We start from the raw sequence: 1,698 nt of genomic DNA, 5'->3' as shown, positions 1-1,698 counted from the left end.
AGCCTGGCCTGTTCGAGACCGCGCGAGCGACGACCAGCGGCTCGCTGTTCAATCTGGGCGGCTTCTCGACCAGCAGCCCGGTCGATCTCGAGCCGCAGGACGTCGCCTTCGCTCACGTCCAGCCGCATGCCTTCGGCGGCGTCAGCCTGCTGGTCAGCCTGGGCCTGCTGGGCCTGGCCCTGTTCGGCGGCGGCATCCTGTGGAATCTCAGCGTCGGGGCCAACGAAGGCCTGTCGCCGATCCGGATGTTCGGGTGGGGCGCCAGCGTGATCGGCATGATCTGTTTCGCCACCTCGGCCTATCTGCTGATGCGCCGCCTGGGCGATCCCGAGCCGCAGGACGAAGACTAGACCCTTCGATCCTGACATCGAGAGCATGAACGCCCGCGGGTCTGCTTGATCCGCGGGCGTTTGTGCTATGCAGGCGGTCATGACGAACCAAACCGCACCCTCGATGGACTTCGCGCTGGGCGAAACGGCCGACGCGATCCGTGACACCACCGCCCGCTTCGCGGCCGACCGCATCGCGCCGATCGCCGCCAGGATCGACGAGACCAACGAATTTCCCCGCGAGCTGTGGGTCCCGATGGGCGACCTGGGCTTGCACGGCATCACCGTCGAGGAAGAGTTCGGCGGCCTCGGCCTGGGCTATCTCGAGCACGTGATCGCCATGGAGGAGGTGAGCCGCGCCTCGGCCTCGGTCGGCCTCAGCTACGGCGCCCACTCCAATCTCTGCGTCAACCAGATCCGCCGCTGGGCCAGTCCTGAACAGAAGCAGCGCTACCTGCCCAAGCTGATCAGCGGCGAGCATGTCGGCTCGCTGGCCATGAGCGAAGCCGGATCGGGCTCGGACGTGGTGTCGATGAAGCTGAAGGCGCAGCAGGTCGGCGACCGCTACGTGCTGAACGGCGCCAAGTTCTGGATCACCAACGCGCCGCACGCCGACACCCTGGTGGTCTACGCCAAGACGGACGAGCGCCGCATCACCGCCTTCCTGATCGAGAAGGGCATGAAGGGCTTCAGCGTCAGCAAGAAGCTGGACAAGATGGGCATGCGCGGATCGGACACCGCCGAGCTGGTGTTTGAGGACTGCGAAGTGCCGGAGGAGAACGTCCTGGGCGCGGTGGGCGGCGGCGTGGGCGTGCTGATGAGCGGCCTGGACTACGAGCGCGCCGTGTTGTCGGCCGGTCCGCTGGGCATCATGCAGGCGTGCCTGGACGTGGTGCTGCCCTATGTCCGCGACCGCAAGCAGTTCGGCCAGGCGATCGGCTCGTTCCAGCTGATGCAGGGCAAGATCGCCGACATGTACGTGGCCCTGAACTCGGCCCGCGCTTACGTCTATGCCGTGGCCCGCGCCTGCGACGCCGGCAAAACCACGCGGTTCGACGCGGCGGGCGCCATCCTGATGGCCTCGGAAAACGCGGTGCGGGTGTCGCTGGAGGCCGTCCAGGCCCTGGGCGGGGCCGGCTACACCAAGGAGTGGCCGGTGGAACGCCTGGTGCGAGACGCCAAGCTCTACGACATCGGCGCGGGGACCAATGAGATCCGCCGGTTCCTGATCGGGCGCGAGTTGATCGGGGCGTAGAGGCGCACCGACTTGCCCCCACCTGTCGGCTGCGCCGCCTGTCCGCCCCCGTAGGGGGCAAGTGGTCGCTGCACAGAACCTGAAATGAAAAGGGCCGCCCCGATTGCTCGGGGC

General features: G+C 67.5%; 1 protein-coding gene and 1 pseudogene. Both read left to right on the top strand.

Annotated elements, in window-relative coordinates:
- Nucleotides 1-350 (top strand): annotated as a pseudogene (locus AC1DZ6_RS24735) (lysozyme-family localization factor SpmX); the annotation flags it as partial.
- A 79-nt stretch (nt 351-429) separates the two neighbouring features.
- Nucleotides 430-1,584, top strand: coding sequence for an isovaleryl-CoA dehydrogenase (locus tag AC1DZ6_RS24730; RefSeq protein WP_477099745.1), 1,155 nt, complete (start codon nt 430-432; stop codon nt 1,582-1,584).
- Nucleotides 1,585-1,698: the final 114 nt, after the last annotated feature.

It is taken from the genome of Caulobacter sp. P1_B12_2 (genome assembly GCF_056406675.1).
The sequence above is the reverse complement of the archived record's forward strand: the minus strand, read 5'-3'. Positions and strand labels throughout refer to the sequence as shown.

Coding starts and splice junctions, on each gene's coding strand:
- AC1DZ6_RS24730 (WP_477099745.1), top strand. CDS start 430: ATGACGAACCAAACCGCACCCTCGATGGACTTCGCGCTGGGCGAAACG.